Consider the following 19,778-nt stretch of genomic DNA (forward strand, 5'->3'; position numbering starts at 1 on the left):
AACCCGGGAACTGCCTGCCTCGAATCGATTCGGCCGGGTGGCCCGCAACGGGCTACGATCGTCACGACATGAGCCGTCAGGATGCCGGAACCCGCCGCGCCACGATCTCGGACGTCGCCCGTGAGGCCGGCGTCTCGCCGTCGACCGCCTCGGTGGTGTTCAGCGGCAAGACGCCCGTGTCGGAGGCCACCCGCCGGAGGGTCCTCGACGCCGCCGCGGCGCTGGGCTACACCGGTCCCGATCCGCGCGCCGCATCGCTCCGCCGCGGGCGCTCGGGCATCGTCGGCGTGGTCTTCGAGGAGCACCTGCGCACCGCGTTCCTCGACCCCGTGAAGACGCTGATGATGGACGGCCTCGCCGACGCGGTCACGCCGATCGGCGCGGGACTTCTCCTGCTGCGCGACCACGAGCCCACCGGCAGCGGCCCCTCGCTCACCACCGCGCCGCTCGACGCGGCGGTGCTCATCGGCTGCAGCGGGCTGCTGCGCGAGTCGCTCGAGACCGTCAAGGCCCGCGGCATCCCGGTCGTCGTCATCGAAGGGGATGCCGGGGACGACGTCCCCCGCATCGGACTCGACAACCGCGAGGCGCAGCGCCAGGCGGCCAGCCACCTCCGCGCCCTCGGACACCGCCGCGTCGCCGTCGTCGCGCTTCCCGTCCGCGCCGGGTGGGAGCGGGGCTGGATCCACGACGACACCGCGATCGCCGTCGACGTCACGCGCGAACGCCTCGCCGGCGCCCTGGACGTGTTCCCGGATGCCGCGACCTTCGCCGCCGCCGGCAGCTTCATCGACGAGGGGCACGCGGCCGGTCGCGAGATCTTCGCCGACCCCGACCGTCGCCCGACCGCGGTGATCGCGCAGAGCGACCTGCTCGCCGCCGGCGTGATCCGGGCGGCCGAGGAGGCGGGCCTGCGGGTTCCCGAAGATGTCAGCGTGACCGGCTTCGACGGCATCGTGGTCGACGGCCTCGCCCCGTACGAGCTGACGACGCTCGTGCAGCCGGCGACAGACAAGGGCCGGGCCGCCGGCGCCGCCGTCGCGGCGATGCTGGAGGGCGCGCCAGCCGCCTCGATCCGCTTCACGTGCACCTTCCGCGAGGGCAACACGACGGGCCCGGCGCCGCTCGAGCGCTGACCTCGCCGCCGCGCCGGCCGTCGCGGCGACCCCGCCGCCGCCCCGGCCCCTCGCGCCGAACCCGGTCGTTGAGCGAGCGAGCGAGGAACGAGCGAGACGAAACGCGCGCACCCGGCGCCGAACGGTTCGAGGCGTTTCGTCTCGGTCGCTGGCGCTCCCTCGCTCAACGACCGGGGTCGTGTGCGGTCGACTCAAGGCCCGGAATGCGCCGGGTAGGATGGTTCAGACACCCCGATCGCCTTGGCTCCGCGCTGTCCTCCGACGACCTGCGCCGACCGACGACCCCGAGGAGGCCCGAATGCTCCTCGTGCTCGGCGCGTTCGCGGTCGTTCCGATTCTGCTGCCGTGGCTCGTCGCGCGCATCGGGGCCCGTGCGTTCTACGTCGCGGCGATCCTTCCCCTCGCGGGCTTCGTGTACGCCGTGGTGCTCACGCCGCGCATCATCGCCGGTGACATTCCGTTCGAGACATACGCCTGGATCCCCCCGCTCGGCATCGACCTCTCGATGCGCATGGACACGCTGTCGTGGCTCATGACGCTGGTGGTGACGGGCGTCGGCGCGCTCGTGATGATCTACTGCCGCTGGTACTTCCGCGGCAAGAAGGAGAACCTCGGCCAATTCGCCGCCGTGCTGCTCGCCTTCGCCGGCGCGATGTACGGTCTCGTGCTCACCGACGACCTCGTGGTGCTCGTGATGTTCTGGGAGGTCACGAGCGTGCTGTCGTACCTCCTCATCGGGTACTACAACAAACGCGCGGCGAGCCGCCGCGCCGCACTGCAGGCGCTCCTGGTCACCACGCTCGGCGGACTGGTCATGCTGATCGGCGTCGTGCTGCTGGTCGTGGACGCCGGCACCTCGAGCATCTCGACGATCCTCGCCGAGGCGCCGTCCGGGCCCATCGTCGACGCCGCCCTGGTGCTCATCCTCGTCGGCGCGCTCAGCAAGTCGGCGATCTTCCCGTTCCACTTCTGGCTGCCCGGCGCCATGGCGGCGCCCACCCCCGTGAGCGCCTATCTGCACGCCGCGGCGATGGTGAAGGCCGGCATCTACCTCATCGCCCGCCTCGCACCGGTGTTCGCGATCGCGCCGACCTGGCGGCCGATCGTGGTGGGACTCGGCGTCTTCACGATGCTGCTGGGCGGGTTCCAGGCCCTGCGCGAAACCGACCTCAAGCGCGTGCTCGCGTTCGGCACGGTGAGCCAGCTCGGCATGCTGACCGTGGTGCTCGGCTATGGAACGAGGGATGCCGCCCTCGCCGGCCTCGCGCTGCTGCTGAGTCACGCGCTCTTCAAGTCGGCGCTGTTCCTCGTGGTGGGCGTCATCGACCGTCAGCTCTCCACGCGAGACCTGACCGAACTGTCCGGGGTCGGCCGGCAGGCGCCCGTGCTGGCCACGTTCTCGATCATCGCGGTCGCCTCGATGGTCGGCATCATCCCCACCATCGGGTTCGTCGCCAAGGAGGGGGCCCTCGCCGCCCTCCTGCACGAAGCGCTCGGCGGAGCAGTGTGGGGCATCGTCGCCCTCGTGGGCATCACGCTCGGGTCGGTGCTGACCGCGGGGTACGGCATCCGCTTCGTCTGGGGCGCGTTCGCGACCAAGCGTCAGCCGAGCGGCGACCGTATGCCCGACACGGAATGGCCCGACCCGCCCATCGGGTTCCTCGTCGCGCCGATCGTACTGAGCGGTCTCACCGTGGTCGCCGGTGTCGCGGCTCCGTGGCTCGACAAGGCCTTCGCCCCGTACGCCGATCAGGCACCGTCGGCCACGCCGGGCGTGGCCGCTCCCGAGCACCCCGCACATCTGGCCGTCTGGCACGGCTTCGAGGCCGCGTTGTGGATCTCGCTCGCCTCCATCGCGGTGGGCGTCCTCGCGTTCTGGGCGACCCGCGGCTGGCGACCGGTCACGCGGCTGCTGCCGTTCACGGCGGCCGAGGCGTACAACGGCGCGCTCCGCGGCATCGCGCGCCTGTCCGTCCTGACGACCAGCCTCACCCAGCGGGGCTCGCTGCCGGTGTACGTCGGCACGATCTTCGTCGTCTTCGTCGCCGCCGAGGGCACGGCGCTGATCGCGAGCGACGAGTGGCGCGCCCAGCTCGACGCGTTCCACACGCCGACGCAGCTGTTCGTCGCACCGCTCATGATCGCGGCGGGACTCATCGCGATCCGCGCGCGCAAGCGCTACACCGGTGTGGTCCTCGTCTCGGCGACCGGACTCGGCATGGTGCTGCTCTTCGCGACGAGCGGGGCGCCCGACCTCGCTCTCACGCAGATCCTCGTCGAGACCGTCACACTGGTCGCCTTCGCCCTCGTGCTGCGGCGGATCCCGTCGCGACTCGGCGAGCACAACGCGTCGGTCTGGCCCGTCGCGCGCGCCGTGCTCGGCGCCGCGGTCGGCATCACCATGGCCCTCGTCGCGATCGTGGCGACCGGCGCGCGCGTCGAGAAGCCGATCTCAGAGCGCTTCCCCGAGCTGGCCTATCAGCTCGGTCACGGCAAGAACGTGGTCAACGTCGCCCTCGTCGACCTGCGCGGGTGGGACACGATGGGCGAGCTCTCGGTGCTGATCCTCGCGGCGACGGGCGTGGCCTCCCTCGTCTTCGTCACCCACCGCGCCGACACGCTGTCGCGGTTCATCGCGCCGCTGCCCTCGGGGGCGACCCGGGCGCGCCGCCCCCTCGTCGAGACGTCGGACGGCCTCAAACAGCGCGGCGACGAGCGCGGCAGCGGGCGCATGGCGTGGCTCGTCGGCGGCCAGCGCGTACGCCCCGAGAACCGCTCGATCATGCTCGAGGTGATCGTGCGGATCCTGTTCCACACGATCATCATCGTGTCGCTGTACCTGCTGTTCGCCGGCCACAACCTTCCGGGCGGCGGGTTCGCCGGCGGTCTCGTGGCGGGCATGGCGCTCGTGATGCGCTACGTCGCAGGCGGCCGCTACGAGCTGGGCGCCGCCGCGCCCACCGACGCCGGGCGCCTGCTCGGCACCGGCATGACCATCGCGGTCGCGTGCGCCGTGGTGCCGGTGTTCTTCGGCTACCCGCCGCTGTCGAGCTTCTTCTTCGAGACCACGCTGCCGGTGCTCGGCCACGTCGAGTTCGTCACCTCGACCATCTTCGACGTGGGCGTCTACCTCGTCGTCATCGGGCTCGTGCTCGACGTGCTGCGCAGCCTCGGCGCCGAAGTCGACCGCCAGGCGCAGGAGCTGCGCGAGCAGCAGGGGGTGAGCGTCTCGTGAACGTCTCGCTCATCCTCATCATCGTGATGGCGGTCCTCTTCGCCTGCGGCGTGTACGCCATGCTCGAACGCAGCCTCACCCGCGTCCTGATCGGGTTCCTGCTGCTCGGCAACGCGACCAACCTTCTCCTCCTCATCGTGATGGGCGCCCCCGGTGTCGCGCCGTTCTTCGGCGCGGCGGCATCCGTCGAAGAGATGTCGGACCCACTGCCGCAGGCGCTCACGCTCACCGCCATCGTCATCACGTTCGCCGTCTCGGCGTTCCTCCTCGCACTCATCTACCGCTCCTGGCAGCTCGGTCAGGCCGACACCGTGATCGACGACATCGCAGACCTCGAGGTGCGCGAGCGCGGCCCCGAGGACGAGGACACGATGGACGAGGAGACCGAGATCGAGCACACGGACGACGACGCGACGACCGACTTCGTGGGCACCGACACGGCTCCGATCACGATCCTCGGCACGCGGGACTTCGCCGGCCTCCGTGACGACGCCCCGGTCGACCGGCCCGCGCAGAACCCGCGGGATCGCGCCGACGAGAACGAGCGAGGTGATGACGCATGATGCAGATCGCCCCGGCACTGGTCCCGCTGCTCGTCACGCTTCCCCTGCTCGGCGCCGCCATCGCCCTCATCGCCGGACGGCACCGCAAGACGCAGGTCGCCGTCTCCGTGGTGACGCTCACCGCGGTACTCGTCATCGCCGCGATCCTGCTCTACGTCGTCGACGTCGGCGACAGGCCGATCGCGGTCTCGGTCGGCGGCTGGCCCATCCCGTTCGGGATCGTGCTGTACGTCGACCGGCTGTCGGCGCTGCTGGTCGTGGTCTCGAGCATCGTTCTGCTCGCGGTGCTCCTCTTCTCGGTCGGCCAGGGCGCGGCCGACGGAGACGACGACACACCGGTCTCGATCTTCCACCCCTCGTACCTCATCCTGGGCGCGGGCATCTTCAATGCGTTCATCGCGGGCGACCTGTTCAACCTCTACGTCGGCTTCGAGATCCTGCTCGTCGCCTCGTATGTGCTCATCACGCTGGGCTCGACGGAGTCGCGGATCCGCACCGGCGTCGTCTACATCGTGGTGTCGCTGGTGTCGTCGATCCTGTTCCTGGCGGCGATCGCGATGATCTACGGCGCGCTGGGCACCGTGAACATGGTGCAGATCTCCGAGCGGATGGGGGAGCTGCCGCAGGAGACGCAGCTGATCCTGCATCTCATGCTGCTGCTGGCATTCAGCATCAAGGCCGCCGTCTTCCCGCTGTCGTTCTGGCTGCCCGACTCGTACCCGACCGCGCCCGCGCCGGTCACCGCGGTGTTCGCGGGCCTGCTGACGAAGGTCGGCGTGTACGCGATCATCCGCACCGAGACCGAGCTGTTCCTCTACAACGACGTGAACCAGCTGCTCATGTGGGTGGCGCTGGCGACGATGATCGTCGGGGTGCTCGGCGCGGTCGCGCAGGCCGAGCTGAAACGCATCCTGTCGTTCACGCTCGTCAGCCACATCGGCTACATGATCTTCGGGCTCGCGATCGCGACGCCTGCGGCCATCGGGGCGACGATCTACTACATGATCCACCACATCGTGGTGCAGACGACGCTGTTCCTCGCCGTCGGACTCGTGGAGCGCCGCGCGGGATCGACCTCGATCCTGCGTGTGAAGGGACTCATGAAGGCGGCGCCGGTGATCGCCGTGCTCTACTTCATCCCCGCCGTCAACCTCGGCGGCCTGCCGCCGTTCTCGGGCTTCATCGGCAAGTTCGCCCTGTTCGACGCGGCGGCCCAGGTCGGCACGCCGATCATGATGGTGCTGATGGTCGGCGGCATCCTGACGAGCCTCCTCACGCTGTACGCCCTCATGCGCGCGTGGAACCTGTCGTTCTGGCGCGAGGACGAGGACTCGGCCGAGACCGAGGCACGCATCTCCTACCTCGGCACGGCCCCGGCAGCCGGCGTCGAGACCGAGCGCCGCGTCATCCCGAAGATCATGACCGCCGCCACGACCGGGATGGTGGCGATCACCGTCGCGCTGACGATCTTCGCCGGGCCGCTCTACGACGTGTGCACCCGCATCGGCGAGGCGCTCCTGCAGCCGGTGTCGCTGACCCAGCTGCAGGACGACGTGCAGGGATCGGAGAAGGCGCCGTGAGCCCCGACCTGCCCCAGAACCGGCTGCACCGCGCCGTCATCACGACCTGGCGCCAGCTGCCGTTCTTCGTCTGGCTCATCGCGCTGTGGATGCTCCTCTGGGGGCAGTTCACATGGCTCGCGTTCCTCACCGGCCTGATCGCGGCGATCATCGTGACGCGCATCTTCCGCCTGCCGCCCGTGGAGCTCTCCGGCCGCGTGAACCTCTGGTGGGGCTTCGTGTTCGTGGCCGAGTTCATCGTGGCGGTGATCCACGGCTCGCTCATCGTGGCGTGGCAGGTGCTCGACTTCCGGCGACAGCCCGGCGCCGCGATCATCGCCGTGCAGCTGCGCACCGACGACGACCTGATCATGACGCACACCGGCGTGACGGCATCCCTCATCCCCGGCTCGCTGATCGTCGAGACCGATCGCGACCGCCGCATCCTGTACCTGCACGTGATCGGCGTGCGAGACGACACCGATGTCGAGAAGCAGCGCGCGAGCGTCTACCACTGGGAGGAGCGCATCGTGCGCGCAGTCGGTTCGCGGGCGCAGCTGCAGGCGATCCGAGCTGCGAGACCCGTCGCCGGAGGGGGTGCGCGATGAACATCCTGATGATCGCGATCTACGTGATCTTCGGCGTGGCCGCACTGGTGACGCTGTGGCGGATCGTGATCGGGCCGTCGATCCTCGACCGCGCGGTGGCGTCCGACGTGCTCCTCACCGAGGTGATGTGCGTGCTGGGCGCCGAGATGGCGATCAACCACCACACCCGGACGCTTCCGGTGCTGCTGATCATCGCGGCGGTCGGCGTGTTCGGTTCGATCTCGATCGCGCGGTTCGTGGCGAGAAGGGACCAGGGACGATGAACGAGATCCTGGATGTCGCGGCCCTCGTCCTGATCCTCATCGGCGCACTGCTGTGCCTCACCGCCGCGATCGGCGTGCTGCGATTCCGCGATGTGCCGAGCCGCCTCCACGCGGCGACCAAGCCGCAGGTTCTCGGCCTGATGCTGATCTGCCTGGCGATCGCGCTGTCGTTGCGGTCGTGGCCGGTGGTCGCATTCCTCGTGCCGATCGTGCTCATCCAGCTCGCGACGGCGCCGCTGTCGGCGCACATGGTGGGGCGTCAGGCGTATCGCAACGGCACGATCGACGAGACCGGGCTCCACGTCGACGAGCTTGCCGAGTCCAAGCGCACGCCGCCGGCCGCCGGCGGCTGAGGCAGCAGCTGCAGCCTCGGGCGCGAGCCGCCGTCAGTGCGAGACGCTCGCGCGGCGGCGCGCCCAGGTCGGCGCCCTCTCGGGCCGAGGGCCGACGCCGATGATGAACGCGGGGATGACCGTCAGTGCGGGCAGGCGACCGAGGAGTCGGATGAGCCGGCGCGGCGGCGTGACTCCTGCGTCGCTGAGCGCAGGCATGATGAGGCGCGCGTGGATGAAGCGCTGCAGCGCCTGGATCACGACCGTAGGCAGCGTCCGCCGGCGCTGCACGCGCGCGAGCACGCGATCGCCCTCGCGAGCGGAGCCCCGGAACGTGCCGCGACGCAGCGGATCGGCGAGGATGCGGGCGGCGGCGACGGCATCCTGCACGGCGAGGTTGATGCCGACGCCGCCGACGGGCGACATCGCGTGGGCCGCGTCGCCGATGCACAGCACACCGGACGCGTGCCAGCGGCGCAGGCGATCGAGGCGCACATCGAGGTGTTTGACGTCGTCCATCGACGCGATGCCGTCGACGTCTGCGGCGAGCTCGGGGAGGAGCTGCGCGGTGTCGGCGCGGAAGGCCTCGACTCCTCGCCGGCGGACCGCGGTGTCGGTGCCCTTGTGCCCGAGCGCCGCGACCTGCACGTAGCCCCTGCGGGGGATCGCGATGGCGACGCGCCCCTTGCCGATGCGCGGCAGCAGGGACTCGCCGAGCGGCTCCGCGCTGTTCACGCGGTACCACCAGACGTCGAAGCCGACCCGGAACTGCCGCGCCGGAAGGCCGACGGACCGCCTGACCACCGACCAGCGCCCGTCGCACGCGACCGTGAGGTCGGCGAGGAGCCGGCCGTCACCTGCCGGTGACGAGTACTCCACGCCGACCACGCGATCGCCGTCGCGGATGACACCGGTCACCTCGTGCTCCGTGCGCAGGGTGAACGACGGTTCGGCGGCAGCGGCATCGGCGATGAGGTCGAGCAGGTCCCATTGCGGCACCATCGCGATATACGGATGCCGCACCCGCAGGCGCGAGAAGTCGGCCATCTGCACATCTTGGCCGGCGGGTCCGGGCAGGACGACCCGGCTGATCCGCGAGTGCGGCAGCGCGTCGAACCGGTCGAAGAGGCCGAGGTCGTCGAGCAGGCCGAGGGTGGTCGGATGGACGGTGTCGCCGCGGAAGTCGCGGAGGAAGTCGGCGTGCTTCTCCAGCACCGTGACCTTCACTCCCGCCCGGGCGAGCAGGAGGCCGAGCACGAGGCCGGCGGGGCCGCCGCCCACGATGGCGCACGTCGTCCGCGTCGACCCGCCGGCGTCGGGATCGAAGGTCATGTCGGCATCCGTCTCAGCACCGCTCGGGTCTCCACCTACGAGCCTCCTCGAGTCCTCGTGCTCCTGCCGAGCACCATCCGAACCAGGGTACGACCGCCGCGTCGGCGAAGGGCTAGGCGCGTTCCACCGGCAGCCACAGCTCCGACGTCGCGGTGCTGAAGTCGTCGGCGCGCTCGAGGATGGCCACGATCGAGGGCCCCGGTCGCAGCCGCCACGGGTTGGACGGGAACCAGTCGGCGGCGGTCGCGGCCCACGTGGCCTGCAGGGCCGCGGGGTACGGGCCGGAGGTGCGGAACACCGCCCAGCCTCCGGCCGGCACCTCGATCACGTCGAGGTCGTCGGGCACCGTCGTGCCCTCGCCGACGGCGACGCCGTGCAGGTAGGTCAGTTCGCTGCCCTCGGTGTAGTCGGGGTCGAGGTCGGCGCTCACCTGCAGCAGCCCTGCGGGCTCGGCGCTGCTCAGCGCCTTGAGGCGCAGGTGCTCGTCGGCGGGGAGCGAGGCGATGTGAGCCTGGATGTGCGGGTTGACGCCTTCGTGGATGAGCGGCACGCGGGCGGCGTGGCCGACGAGCCGGAGGTCGGAGAGTTCTGCGATGCGGGTGTCCATGGGGGTGTTCCCTTCTACGGTCAGGCGGAACCTGAGCTGCGGTTGCGTACGAAGGGGACCGCCGTCCCGGCGCACGTCGCCGGGGACGACGCCGTGCACCGCGCGGAATGCGCGACCGAATGCCTCGGTCGAGCCGTAGCCGTAGCGCACCGCGATTGCGAGCAGGTCATCGCCGCCCACGACGTCGGCCGCCGCGACGGACATCCGGCGTCGCCGGATGTATTCCGACAGCGGCATCCCGGCCAGCGACGAGAACATCCGGCGCGTGTGGTACTCGGTGGTGCCGAGACGCCGCGCCAGGTCGGCCACGTCGATGTCTTCGGTGAGGTGGTCCTCGACGTACCCGACGACCTGATTGAGAATCGCGATCACGGTTCCTCCTTCGACATCCAGCCTCGCCGTCGGTGGCAATCCGCACCCTACTATCGCGGTCCGATTCGATCGGGCGCGCGCCGCTGGTCTGGCGTCAGACGATGCGGACGAACGATCGCAGCTGATTCTGGGTGAAGTCATGTGCCTCGACGAACCCCCCGCGACTCGTAGAACGCCCGCTGTGCGTCCTCGGCATCCGTCAGCAGCACCAGCTGCCGGACTCCGCCGTGATCTCAACTGTCATGCGCCGATCCTTCCACCGTGCAGGTCGGGGTTGGTCGACCGACGCCGCCACGGCTCCGACCGGCCCGCGGGCCGGTCGGGTCGTCGGGCGACGGCTCAGGCGGCGTCGGCCTTGCGGCGCTCGCGGTAGGCCTTCGCCTTCATGCGGCTGCCGCAGGTCGACATCGTGCACCACTCACGGCGATGACCGCGAGACGTGTCCAGATACACCTGCGTGCACTCGGGTCGCGCGCACTCGCGGAGCAGCGCGGACTGCTGGCCGCCCACGATCTCCACCGCTTCGCGCGCGATGTCGGAGAGCGCCTGGCGCGGATTTCCCGAGCGGGACCAGCCGTCCGGCGTGAGCGCGGCCGTCAGTGGCAGGGCTGCGGCGGCGGCGTTCACGGTGGCGACCGCGTCGGCGGGCAGCGGCCGCTCGTGCAGCCGCGCCCAGACGAGTGCGTAGATCGCCTCCCGCACTTCGACTGCCGCATCCAGATCAGCGGGCACTGATGCCGTGGCCTGGGGAACCAGGCCGGACTCCACGAACCATGCGTCGAGGTCGGAGGGCGCAGCGAGCTTCTCGGTGGGGCGGGCGTTGCGACGCGCACGCAGGGTGCCGACGAAGTCGAGGGCGAGCGTGCCGCACGGGAAGGCGTGAATCACATCACCATTCTGACAGGTGACACGCCGATGAGGGTCGAATGGCGTCACCTGTTTGACAGGTGACGTTCATCGGTGCATGATGGTCACCATTCAGACCGGTGACGCATCGGTCGCTGACAGAGGAGGAACTCATGGACCTGAAGCTCGAAGTCGTCGTCATCCCCGTCTCGGATGTCGACCGATCGAAGGCCTTCTACGAGCAGCTCGGCTTCCGGCTGGACGCCGACTTCCGCTCAGAGCGGGGCCTGCGCGTGGTGCAGCTGACGCCGCCCGGATCGGCGGCATCCATCATCTTCGGTGAGAAGCTCACGACGGCGGAGCCGGGGTCGACCCAGGGCCTGCACCTCATCACCACCGACATCACCGGGGCGCGTGAGCAGCTGCGTGAGCGCGGCGCCGAGGTCAGCGAGCTGTGGCACGACGCCGACGGCATCTTCCATTGGGCCGGAACCGACAACCGCGTCGCGGGCCCGCACCCGGCTGCCGACAGCTACGGCACGTATGCGTCGTTCTCAGACCCGGACGGCAACGGCTGGGTGCTTCAGCAGATCGTTACGCGAGCCCCGGGCCGCTGAACCGCGAAGGACTCTGACCATGTCAGATGACGCCCCGGTCTCGGATGCCGAGACCTTCCTGCGCGAGCTGCTGACGCGCACCGCGGAGGCGCACGGCCGCTACGAGCGCGACGAGCTCGGGTCGGTCTATGACGAGAACTGGCCGCAGTGGTACGCCGCCTACATGGCCGAGGCGCTCGCCGCAGACGGCTACGCGATCACGCGGAGCGTCTCGTGAAGGGAAGCGCCCGCCCCTGACCGACGACGAGGCGCTCGCGGCAGACGGCTACGCGATCACGCGGAGCGTCTCGTGAAGGGAAGCGCCCGCCCCTGACCGACGACGAGGCGCTCGCCGCAGACGGCTACGCGATCACACCGTGCATCTCGTGAGCGCCGACCGGCCGGTCAGGGCGTCAGCACCAGGGTGTCGGTGGTGGCCGCGTCGACCGCCTTCGACGAGAACGCCCAGGGCGTCAGCTCGGCCTTCTGCCACGACTCGACCTGGTCGGTGTAGTTCGTGTGGAAGGCGTGGCCGCTCTCGCCGGTGAGCTGGTTCCAGCGCGACGCGTCGAAGTCCGAGAGGTCGACGATCATGCGCATCGAGGGCACGGTGACGGTCGCGAAGCTCGAGCCGAGGTCCCACCCGGTCGCGTTGACGACGGACGAGCCGCCGCCGACCGGGTACGGACCGCGGTTGAAGAGCCACTCGATGGGTGCGATGCCCGATTCGCCGAAGCTGTCGTTGATCAGGGGCAGCGCGTGCAGCGAGCCCCAGTTCCAGCGCGAGGGGTTGTCGCCCTGCTCGTCGACCAGACGCTCGTACGCGTCGATCGCCGCGCGCTTCAGTGTGTCGGTCATGCCCGCCACACCCAGCTCCTCGTTGGTCCACCACGGCGAACTGTCGTCGTCGAGCAGCGCGTCGACGACCAGGAACAGCCGGCCCTGGCCACTGAGCGGTGCGGCGTTCTCGCGGCCGTCGACGAACACGTTCTCGACCAGGGTGTCCCACAGCACGTTCGCGTAGGCGGCGGCCGCGGAGTCGGCGCCGTTCTGGGCGTCCCATTCCTGCAGCAGGTCGAGCGCGGCATCCGTGTCGTCATCGCCCGTGGTGATCTCGGCGTAGGCCGCGGTCAACCGCATGCCGACGAAGGAGTAGTTGTCGGCCTGGATGGCATTGAGGTCGTCGGCGGTCACCGGACCCTTGGCGATCGCGCGCTGGATCAGCTCGTCGATGCGCGCGGCGCGCCAGCCGTAGTCCCAGTCCGTCGTCAGGCTGTACGTGTAGTCGGCGGCGACGATCGCGTTGTTCGCGGTGACGATGTAGCCCTCGGTGGGGTTGTACGAGACCGGCAGCTCTTCGAACGGGATGTAACCCTGCCACGTGTACGCCGAGTCCCATCCGGGCTGCGGCATCGAGCCGTCGCCGGCGCCGCGGATCGGAAGCTTGCCGGGCGTCTGGTAGCCGATGTTGCCGTCGACGTCGGCGTAGATCAGGTTCTGCGCCGGCACGTCGAAGCGGGCGGCCGCGCCGCGGAAATCGTCGAAGTCCTTCGCCGTGTTGAGGGCGAAGATGGCGGATGCCGTGGTCCCGGGCTGCAGCGCGGTCCACCGCAGGCTGACCGCATACTCGCCGTCCGGCGCCTCAGCCGGCGCGGCGACCGTGCCTGCCGTGCCGGTGTACGGGTTCTCGGCGATCGCCGTGAAGTCGTCCGTGAGACCGGACACGATCGGGCCGTTCACGGTCGAGCGCACCTCGAGCTCGACGTCCTCGCCGCCGGCGACCTTGAACGTCTCGGTGTGCGTCTCGAGGGGCACCAGCGCGCCGTCGTACCAGTACGAGTCGCCGTCGATCTTCTCGAGGTACAGGTCGGTGACATCGGTGGTGAGGTTCGTGAAGCCCCAGGCGACGCGGTCGTTGTGGCCGATGACCACGCCCGGCAGTCCCGAGAAGCCGAAGCCTGCGACGTCGAACGGGCACTCCTCGGTGACGGTGGAGCACTTCAGCTGGATCTGGTGCCAGACGCTCGGCAGCGATGCCCCGAGGTGGGGGTCGTTCGCGAGCAGCGGCATCCCCGTGTCGGTGACGCTGCCCGACACGACCCACGAGTTCGAGCCGATGCCCTCGCCCGCGTCGCCGACGAGGTCGCTCACCGCGTCGAGCACGGTGTCGGCCTCGGTCCACTCGATGGCGGCGGCAGGGGCCGCGTCGCCCGCAGCGTCGCCCGCGGCGTCGCCCGCGGCGTCACCCTCGGCATCGCCGGCGTCACCCTCGGCCTCGCCCTCGGCGGCGAGGTCGGGTGCCGTGCCTACAGCCGGCACCGTCGAGATCTTCGGCACGATCACGGGGTTCCGGTCGTAGGGATAGGCGGGATAGAGGCCGTCGATCTGCGCCTCGGTGAGGTCGGCCGCCAGGACGGCGCGCTCTGTCTCGTTCTCGATGTTGCTGCGGAGGTCCCAGGCCATCGCCTTCAGCCACGCCACCGAGTCGGCCGGCGTCCACGGCTCGATCTGGTAGTCGGGGTTCTGCAGGCCGAGGATCGCGTACTCGAACGACGCGTCGGCCCCCTGGTTCTCGGCGAGGTACGCGTTGACCCCGTCGGCGTAGGCGTCGTAATACGCGCGCTCGGTAGCGGTGAGCGCCTCGACCTCCTGCTCGGCGGTGGCGTGCCAGCCGAGCGTGCGCAGGAACTTGTCGGTGCCCAGCTGCGATGCGCCGAACAGCTCCGAGAGGCGCCCGCTCGTGACGTGCCGGCGGAAGTCCATCTCCCAGAACCGGTCCTGCGCCTGCACGTATCCCTGCGCGAAGAACAGGTCGTGCGACGAGTCGGCGGTGATCGTCGGGATGCCGAGCACGTCGCGCTGCACCGTCACCTCCGCCTCGAGGCCAGGCACCGTCGCCTCGCCGCTCAGCTGCGGGAACGAGCGCTGCGCCGTGTACGCGACGAAGCCGACCGCGATGAGGGCGAGCACCACGATGCCCGCGAGGATGCTGAAGAGCGTGATGCCGACCGTCCGCCCCACGGATCGACGGGGAGCGGTGTCGTCGACGGCGTAGGGCGAGGGCTGGGGCTTCGGCATTGAAGGGCTTTCCGAGCGAGGGTTGGGGGGAACGCGGTGCCAGGCACCGCGGCATCCGGTCCCTGTGCATTCGGGTAGCACAGGCACCGCTCCGCATGCTAACCCCGACCCGCGCCCTACGCCGAATCGCACTCGCTTTTGCCGAGGGGTCGGCTGTTGCGAACCATCCGACGGGTGCTGCCCGCCCGGTATCCGTCAGCCGATGACGCTCGGCTGCAGGTCGCGGAGCGTGCGGAAATGCGTCATGCGGGTGACCCCTATGGCGGCGATCACGCCGGCGCCCACGAGCCATGCGAGCAGCACGGCGAGGTCGAGCCACACCCGGTCGGCGCTGCCGCCGTACATCACCTGGCGCATCGCGTCGACGACGTAGCCCATCGGCAGCACGTGGTGCAGCGCAGCCAGCGGTGCCGGCAGGGTCTGCCAGGGGAACGTGCCGCCCGCGGTCACCAGCTGCAGCACCATCAGCACCAGCCCGAGGAATTGCCCGACCGATCCCAGCCAGACGTTCAGCGCGAGCACGATCGCCGCGTACGTGGCGCTGGCGAGCACGAGGATGCCGAGCGTCGCTAGCGGATGCGCGAACGAGAAGCCGAGCGCGAGGGCGAGCACCCCGAAGAGCCCGACCATCTGCAGGCCGCCGAGAAGGGCGGGGGTCGCCCAGCCCGCGAGAGTGATGCGGATCGGCGAGTGCAGGGCCGTCACCGCGCGCTTGGAGACGGGCTTGACGATCAGGAACAGCGCGTAGATGCCGATCCAGCCGGCGAGGGCGGCGAAGAACGGCGCGAGGCCGGCGCCGTAGTTCTGGGCCTGGGTGAGCGACGACCGCTCGATCTCGACGGGCGCGGCCAGCGTGCCGGCCTGGGCCTGGCGGGTCGCGGCGTCGAACGAGGGCAGCTGGGCGGCGCCGTCGGCGAGTCCGTCGCGCAGCTGCGTCGCGCCGTCCTCGAGCTGGGTCAGGCCGCCGTCGAGGGCAGTTGCCCCGTCGCGCAGCTGCGCGGCACCGTCGGCGGCGGTCGCCGCGCCCGTGGCCAGGGTCGCCGAGCCTGCGGCGACGCTCGCGGCGCCCGCCGACACCTGCTGGGCTCCGTCGTTCAGCCGGCCGATCTCGGCGACGGCGCCCTGCACGCGATCGTCGACCGCGTCCAGCCGTTCGCCGACGGGATCCAGCTGTGCGAGGACCTCTTCGATCCGCGTCTGGTCGAGACCCGCCTCGGCGAGCGTCGCGGCGATGCCGTCGCGCACCTGTGGCAGTGTCGAGACCGCATCAGAGGATGCCGCGCCGATCCGGTCCGCGATCGCGTCGAGCTGCGCGGTGCCGCCGGCAACCTGGCTCGCACCGTCCGCGACCTGAGCCGCACCCGTCGAGAGCTGGGTGGCACCGTCGCGCAGCTGCGCAGTTCCGTCGGCGAGCTGGACGGCACCGGCGGAGAGCCGCCCCGCACCGTCGCCGGCCTGCGCGAGACCGTCCACCAGCTGAGAGGCGCCGGTGGCGGCATCCGTCAGCTGGATTCGGATGGTGTCGAGCGCGTCGAGCATGGTGAGACCCGCCTCGGCCACGACCTTCTCGGTGATCGTGGTCTGGATGCGCTCGACCGCCTGCGTGCCGATCGTCGAGGCGAGGTAGTTGTTGGCGTCGCTCGTGTGCAGCACGATGTCGGCCGTCCGCGGCTCGCCCGTCGTGATGGAGGCGATCGCGGCGGTGAAGTCCGCGGGCAGCTCGATCGCGAAGTCGTAGGCGCCGTCGTCGAGGCCCGCGTCCGCCTCGTCGGCGGTGGCGAGGTGCCAGTCGAACGTGCCGTCCTCGATGAGCTCCTGGGCGACCTCGTCGCCGAGGTCGCGCTCCGTGCCGTTGAGCTCGGCACCGGTGTCGGCGACCACGAGTGCGACCGGCACCTCGTCGAGCTGGCCGTAGGGGTCGCGGTTCGCCCACAAGTAGAGGCCGCCGTAGAGGATCGGCACGACCATCAGTGCGATCAGCGCGATGAGCGACATGCGCGTCGAGGCGAGGCGCCGGAGCTCCGCGAGGATCATCTGGGGGACCTTCATGCCCGGCCACCCTTCGACGGCGCGGTGAAGCGGCGCAGCCGTGGCCTGCCCGCGATCCCGGGCGTCTCGTCGCTGCGTTTCGACTCGCCAGCTCGCTCAACGACCGCCGCTCGCTCGACGAGCACCGACTGCGAGGCCTGGCCGGCGATCACGAGCACCGCGAGGCCGCGGGCGGCGAAGTCCTCGGCGATCGCCCACCACGCGGCGGGCGGACCGCCATGGCGGTCGGGCGAGACGAGCACGAGGCCCTCGATGCCATTGCGCAGTACGGCCAGCTCCCAGAGCGCGCGCACGCGGTCGGCGGGATCCACGTTCGAGACGGGGACGGATGCCGCCTCTCCGAGCGCGTGCTCGTCGAGCCAGCGCCGCACCGCGATCGGGTCCGACCGGCGGCCCGCGAACATGAGCTCCTCGGCGGCGACGCCGGCGAGCGTGACGTTCGGTTCCGGCTCAGACACCTCGGGGGCGTCGACGAGGGCGACGCGCCGGCGCAGGCGGGCGGCCGCCGAGCGCCCGTCGATGGCGACACGACCGGTGTCGGGCCGCATCCGGCCCGATGCGATGAGGCCCAGCACGGTGGGCCGCTGCTCGGTCTCGGCGGCGACCAGCGTGACGCGGCCCGACTCGAAGACGGCCGAGGTCACGGGAAGTGCGTGCTCGCGGCGGCCCTTGCCAACGGCATCCAGCTCGACCTTCACTCCGTCACCGCCGCGGCGGCGGTGGCGGCCGCCGGCGGGGCGAGCAGGTCGGGATGATCCTCGAGCAGCGCCGCGGCCTCGCGCCACGAGAGTCCGGCGATGCTGAGCACGGCCCGCACGGCGAGAGCGCCCGCGCTCGGCGACGAGGCGTCCATGCGGGTGATGACGGTGCGCGCGGTCTCTTCGACGAGCCGGGCGAGCGTGGGGGCGGCGACGTCGGTGCGCAGCACGTCGGCGTCCTGACCCTCGCGCACGATGCGCACGACGGTCCGGCGGAGGGGAGCGAGCGCGGTCGCCGTCTCCTCGAGGTGAGCCTCGTCGAGGGCGATCGCGGCGAGCACCTGCACGTGGGCTGCCTCGTTCCACAGCGCCCCCGCGAGGCGGGCGAGCGCGACGCGCGGGTCGGCATCGTCGATCGCGACCGCGATGGCGTTGAACCTCTCCGCCCCCTGGGCGACGAGTTCGCGCACCAACGCGTCGCGGTCGTCGAAGTGCCCGTAGAGGGCCCGTCGTGAGAGGCCCGCCTGCCGGGCGATCGCGTCGACCGACGCGCGGGGGTCGTGCGCGAGGGCGACGTGCGCCGCGGCGAGGATGCCGGCGCGGTTCTCGAGAGCGTCCCGCCGCGGACGGCGCACAGCATCGATCGAAGAAGTCATGCCTCCACGATAGTTATCTTGCACAACATTGTGCAAGTTATATCCCCGCGGCCGTTGAGCGGAGGGCGCTCTGGCGCCCGAAGACGAAACGCGCCAGACCTTTCGCAAGGTCAGGCGCGTTTCGTCTCGCTCCTTCGTCGCTCGCTCAACGACCGCGGGACGGTCGTCTCGCTCCTTCGTCGCTCGCTCAACGACCGCGGGACGGTCGTCTCACTCCGTCGTCGCTCGCTCAACGACCGCGGTCCGAAGAGACGCTCAGTCGGTTCCCAGGTCGAACGCGGATGCCTCGTTCGCGGCATCCGTCGCCTCGGCCAGTTCTTCGCGCTCGGCGCTGTACTCCTCGGCGTGCTCGGTGATCTCGCCGGCCTCGCCCTGCGCGAGGTGGCCCACGAGCTCGCCGGTCGCTCCGCCGATGATGCCCGCTGCGGCGTAGTGCTCGAGCCGCACGCGCGAGTCGGCGATGTCGAGGTTGCGCATGGTGAGCTGGCCGATGCGGTCGGTGGGGCCGAACGCGGCGTCGCCGACGCGCTCCATCGACAGCTTGTCGGGGTGGTACGACAGGCGCGGGGCGCTCGTGTCGAGGATCGTGTAGTCCTCGCCGCGACGCAGGCGCAGGGTCACGGAGCCCGTGATCGTCGAGCCCACCCATTTCTGGATCGACTCGCGCAGCATGAGCGACTGCGGCTCGAGCCAGCGGCCCTCGTACATCAGGCGCCCGAGGCGGCGGCCCTGCTCGTGGTACGTGGCCAGCGTGTCTTCGTTCAGGATGCCGTTGACCAGGCGCTCGTACGCGATGAAGAGCAGCGCCATGCCCGGCGCCTCGTAGATGCCGCGCGACTTCGCCTCGATGATGCGGTTCTCGATCTGGTCGCTCATGCCCAGGCCGTGGCGGCCGCCGATGCGGTTGGCCTCGAAGACGAGCTGGACCGGGTCGGCGATCTCGACGCCGTTGAGGGCGACCGGTCGGCCTGCCTCGAAGGTGACGGTGACGTCCTCGGTCTCGATCTCGACCGACGGGTCCCAGAACCGCACGCCCATGATCGGCTCGACAGTCTCGAGCGATACGTTCAGGTGCTCGAGCGTCTTCGCCTCGTGCGTCGCGCCCCAGATGTTGGCGTCCGTAGAGTAGGCCTTCTCGGCCGAGTCGCGGTAGGGGAAGCCGTGCTCGACGAGCCACTCGCTCATCTCCTGGCGCCCGCCGAGCTCGGTGACGAAGTCGGCGTCGAGCCACGGCTTGTAGATGCGCAGGGCGGGGTTTGCGAGCAGCCCGTAGCGGTAGAACCGCTCGATGTCGTTGCCCTTGTAGGTCGAGCCGTCGCCCCAGATGTCGACGCCGTCCTCCTTCATGGCGCGGACGAGCAGCGTGCCGGTCACGGCGCGGCCGATGGGCGTCGTGTTGAAGTAGGTGCGGCCGCCGGAGCGGATGTGGAACGCGCCGCACGCGAGGGCGCCGAAGCCCTCCTCGACGAGCGCCGGCTTGCAGTCCACCAGCCGCGAGACCTCGGCGCCGTATTCGAGCGCGCGGCTCGGGATCGCGTCGATGTCGTCTTCGTCGGGCTGGCCGAGGTCGCCGGTGTAGGTGCACGGGATCGCGCCCTTGTCACGCATCCACGCGACGGCGACGGAGGTGTCAAGGCCCCCTGAGAAGGCGATGCCGACGCGCTCGCCGACGGGCAGGGATTGAAGGACCTTCGACATGCCGTCCAGCTTACCGAGGGCGTGGCGGGATGCCGTGGCCCGCGGCATCCACCCGCCCCTGCGATCGTCCCGCACACGACAAAATTCACTCTCGTCACACCAAGAAGGGCTGGAAACGGTCGCTGATCAGCCCCTAGGCTGGCCGAGATC

The 19,778-nt window shown here is 70.5% G+C and carries 17 protein-coding genes; 9 read left to right on the forward strand and 8 right to left on the reverse strand.

What is annotated here, in order from left to right:
- Positions 1 to 68: 68 nt before the first annotated feature.
- The 7 genes from MRBLMI12_RS09695 (at position 69) to mnhG (ending at position 7,717) form a co-directional block, all read left to right on the forward strand.
- A complete protein-coding gene (locus tag MRBLMI12_RS09695; protein ID WP_363356106.1) occupies positions 69 to 1,136 on the forward strand; it encodes a LacI family DNA-binding transcriptional regulator in 1,068 nt (355 codons plus the stop codon).
- A 298-nt stretch (positions 1,137 to 1,434) separates the two neighbouring features.
- A complete protein-coding gene (locus MRBLMI12_RS09700; protein ID WP_363356108.1) occupies positions 1,435 to 4,371 on the forward strand; it encodes a Na+/H+ antiporter subunit A in 2,937 nt (978 codons plus the stop codon).
- On the forward strand, positions 4,368 to 4,934 hold the full coding sequence (locus MRBLMI12_RS09705; RefSeq protein WP_349425746.1) for a Na(+)/H(+) antiporter subunit C: 567 nt from the start codon (positions 4,368 to 4,370) through the stop codon (positions 4,932 to 4,934). Before MRBLMI12_RS09700 ends, MRBLMI12_RS09705 begins: the two co-directional genes overlap by 4 nt.
- Positions 4,931 to 6,514: a Na+/H+ antiporter subunit D gene (locus tag MRBLMI12_RS09710; protein ID WP_363356110.1), complete on the forward strand. Its 1,584-nt coding sequence runs from the start codon at positions 4,931 to 4,933 to the stop codon at positions 6,512 to 6,514. Before MRBLMI12_RS09705 ends, MRBLMI12_RS09710 begins: the two co-directional genes overlap by 4 nt.
- On the forward strand, positions 6,511 to 7,101 hold the full coding sequence (locus tag MRBLMI12_RS09715; protein ID WP_363356112.1) for a Na+/H+ antiporter subunit E: 591 nt from the start codon (positions 6,511 to 6,513) through the stop codon (positions 7,099 to 7,101). The genes MRBLMI12_RS09710 and MRBLMI12_RS09715 overlap by 4 nt, the downstream gene beginning before the upstream one ends.
- Positions 7,098 to 7,364 (forward strand): monovalent cation/H+ antiporter complex subunit F, encoded by a 267-nt coding sequence (locus tag MRBLMI12_RS09720; RefSeq protein WP_349425749.1) that lies wholly within the window; start codon positions 7,098 to 7,100, stop codon positions 7,362 to 7,364. Before MRBLMI12_RS09715 ends, MRBLMI12_RS09720 begins: the two co-directional genes overlap by 4 nt.
- A complete protein-coding gene (gene mnhG, locus MRBLMI12_RS09725; protein WP_308866290.1) occupies positions 7,361 to 7,717 on the forward strand; it encodes a monovalent cation/H(+) antiporter subunit G in 357 nt (118 codons plus the stop codon). Before MRBLMI12_RS09720 ends, mnhG begins: the two co-directional genes overlap by 4 nt.
- 33 nt (positions 7,718 to 7,750) lie before the next feature.
- Here mnhG and MRBLMI12_RS09730 read toward each other — a convergent pair whose 3' ends face one another.
- The 3 genes from MRBLMI12_RS09730 to MRBLMI12_RS09740 form a co-directional block, all read right to left on the reverse strand.
- Complete coding sequence (locus MRBLMI12_RS09730; RefSeq protein ID WP_363356114.1) at positions 7,751 to 9,028, reverse strand: FAD-dependent oxidoreductase; 1,278 nt, start codon at positions 9,026 to 9,028, stop codon at positions 7,751 to 7,753.
- 112 nt (positions 9,029 to 9,140) lie between these two features.
- Complete coding sequence (locus MRBLMI12_RS09735) at positions 9,141 to 10,007, reverse strand: AraC family transcriptional regulator (protein WP_363356115.1); 867 nt, start codon at positions 10,005 to 10,007, stop codon at positions 9,141 to 9,143.
- A gap of 339 nt (positions 10,008 to 10,346) precedes the next feature.
- Positions 10,347 to 10,895: a CGNR zinc finger domain-containing protein gene (locus MRBLMI12_RS09740; protein ID WP_363356117.1), complete on the reverse strand. Its 549-nt coding sequence runs from the start codon at positions 10,893 to 10,895 to the stop codon at positions 10,347 to 10,349.
- A 131-nt stretch (positions 10,896 to 11,026) separates the two neighbouring features.
- Between MRBLMI12_RS09740 and MRBLMI12_RS09745 the strand changes: the two genes are divergently transcribed.
- Positions 11,027 to 11,470 carry a VOC family protein gene (locus tag MRBLMI12_RS09745; RefSeq protein ID WP_363356119.1) on the forward strand — a complete coding sequence of 148 codons (444 nt, stop codon included), beginning with the start codon at positions 11,027 to 11,029 and terminating at the stop codon, positions 11,468 to 11,470.
- A gap of 19 nt (positions 11,471 to 11,489) precedes the next feature.
- Positions 11,490 to 11,687: a hypothetical protein gene (locus MRBLMI12_RS09750; RefSeq protein ID WP_363356122.1), complete on the forward strand. Its 198-nt coding sequence runs from the start codon at positions 11,490 to 11,492 to the stop codon at positions 11,685 to 11,687.
- Positions 11,688 to 11,854: 167 nt separating this feature from the next.
- Here the strand turns inward: MRBLMI12_RS09750 and MRBLMI12_RS09755 are convergent, their stop codons facing one another.
- From MRBLMI12_RS09755 to argG, 5 genes are all read right to left on the reverse strand, one after another.
- Complete coding sequence (locus MRBLMI12_RS09755) at positions 11,855 to 14,527, reverse strand: penicillin acylase family protein (RefSeq protein WP_363356124.1); 2,673 nt, start codon at positions 14,525 to 14,527, stop codon at positions 11,855 to 11,857.
- Positions 14,528 to 14,722: 195 nt separating this feature from the next.
- Positions 14,723 to 16,576, reverse strand: coding sequence for a YhgE/Pip domain-containing protein (locus MRBLMI12_RS09760; protein WP_363356126.1), 1,854 nt, complete (start codon positions 16,574 to 16,576; stop codon positions 14,723 to 14,725).
- Positions 16,573 to 17,274 (reverse strand): hypothetical protein, encoded by a 702-nt coding sequence (locus tag MRBLMI12_RS09765; protein ID WP_363356128.1) that lies wholly within the window; start codon positions 17,272 to 17,274, stop codon positions 16,573 to 16,575. Before MRBLMI12_RS09765 ends, MRBLMI12_RS09760 begins: the two co-directional genes overlap by 4 nt.
- Positions 17,271 to 17,930 (reverse strand): TetR/AcrR family transcriptional regulator, encoded by a 660-nt coding sequence (locus tag MRBLMI12_RS09770; protein WP_363356130.1) that lies wholly within the window; start codon positions 17,928 to 17,930, stop codon positions 17,271 to 17,273. Before MRBLMI12_RS09770 ends, MRBLMI12_RS09765 begins: the two co-directional genes overlap by 4 nt.
- 255 nt (positions 17,931 to 18,185) lie before the next feature.
- Positions 18,186 to 19,628, reverse strand: a complete 1,443-nt coding sequence (gene argG / locus MRBLMI12_RS09775) for an argininosuccinate synthase (RefSeq protein ID WP_349425755.1) — start codon at positions 19,626 to 19,628, stop codon at positions 18,186 to 18,188.
- Between the last annotated feature and the right edge of the window lie 150 nt (positions 19,629 to 19,778).

This window comes from Microbacterium sp. LMI12-1-1.1 (assembly GCF_040676455.1).
Taxonomy (GTDB): domain Bacteria; phylum Actinomycetota; class Actinomycetes; order Actinomycetales; family Microbacteriaceae; genus Microbacterium.

Bases quoted from the DNA above. Each gene is read 5' to 3' on its own strand.
- MRBLMI12_RS09750 (WP_363356122.1), top strand. From the start codon at position 11,490: ATGTCAGATGACGCCCCGGTCTCGGATGCCGAGACCTTCCTGCGCGAG.
- MRBLMI12_RS09710 (WP_363356110.1), top strand. From the start codon at position 4,931: ATGATGCAGATCGCCCCGGCACTGGTCCCGCTGCTCGTCACGCTTCCC.
- MRBLMI12_RS09700 (WP_363356108.1), top strand. From the start codon at position 1,435: ATGCTCCTCGTGCTCGGCGCGTTCGCGGTCGTTCCGATTCTGCTGCCG.
- MRBLMI12_RS09755 (WP_363356124.1), bottom strand. From the start codon at position 14,527: ATGCCGAAGCCCCAGCCCTCGCCCTACGCCGTCGACGACACCGCTCCC.
- MRBLMI12_RS09695 (WP_363356106.1), top strand. From the start codon at position 69: ATGAGCCGTCAGGATGCCGGAACCCGCCGCGCCACGATCTCGGACGTC.
- MRBLMI12_RS09720 (WP_349425749.1), top strand. From the start codon at position 7,098: ATGAACATCCTGATGATCGCGATCTACGTGATCTTCGGCGTGGCCGCA.
- MRBLMI12_RS09760 (WP_363356126.1), bottom strand. From the start codon at position 16,576: ATGAAGGTCCCCCAGATGATCCTCGCGGAGCTCCGGCGCCTCGCCTCG.
- MRBLMI12_RS09770 (WP_363356130.1), bottom strand. From the start codon at position 17,930: ATGACTTCTTCGATCGATGCTGTGCGCCGTCCGCGGCGGGACGCTCTC.
- MRBLMI12_RS09745 (WP_363356119.1), top strand. From the start codon at position 11,027: ATGGACCTGAAGCTCGAAGTCGTCGTCATCCCCGTCTCGGATGTCGAC.
- argG (WP_349425755.1), bottom strand. From the start codon at position 19,628: ATGTCGAAGGTCCTTCAATCCCTGCCCGTCGGCGAGCGCGTCGGCATC.
- MRBLMI12_RS09730 (WP_363356114.1), bottom strand. From the start codon at position 9,028: ATGACCTTCGATCCCGACGCCGGCGGGTCGACGCGGACGACGTGCGCC.
- mnhG (WP_308866290.1), top strand. From the start codon at position 7,361: ATGAACGAGATCCTGGATGTCGCGGCCCTCGTCCTGATCCTCATCGGC.